The following is a 248-nucleotide window of genomic DNA, read 5'->3' as shown; positions in this document are numbered from 1 at the left end:
TAACCACGCTTCTGCTTGGATTCATGGCAGTGCTAATTTATTGGGCAATCAAATAGGACAGAATGCTGTCTTTTTTGCTTCCAGTAAAAACAACCACGCCAAGGCCCGAATCAGAGGAAATTTTAATTTTTTCGGAAATCGTATTAAGCAAAATGCTTCTTTATTCAGTATAAGTAAGGATAATTACGCGGTTGCCCGAATTAAGGGAAGTTTCAATCTTTTCGGTAATCACATTGACCAAAGTGCTA

The 248-nt window shown here is 37.9% G+C and carries 1 protein-coding gene; it reads left to right on the top strand.

Features of this window, described 5'->3' with window-relative positions:
* The coding region (locus tag E1171_RS24995) for a hypothetical protein (RefSeq protein ID WP_187696070.1) at positions 1–248 on the top strand (248 nt) is incomplete at both ends.

Source organism: Xanthovirga aplysinae (genome assembly GCF_009711365.1).
Classification (GTDB): domain Bacteria; phylum Bacteroidota; class Bacteroidia; order Cytophagales; family Cyclobacteriaceae; genus Xanthovirga; species Xanthovirga aplysinae.
This window is presented reverse-complemented; position numbering and strand designations above follow the sequence as displayed.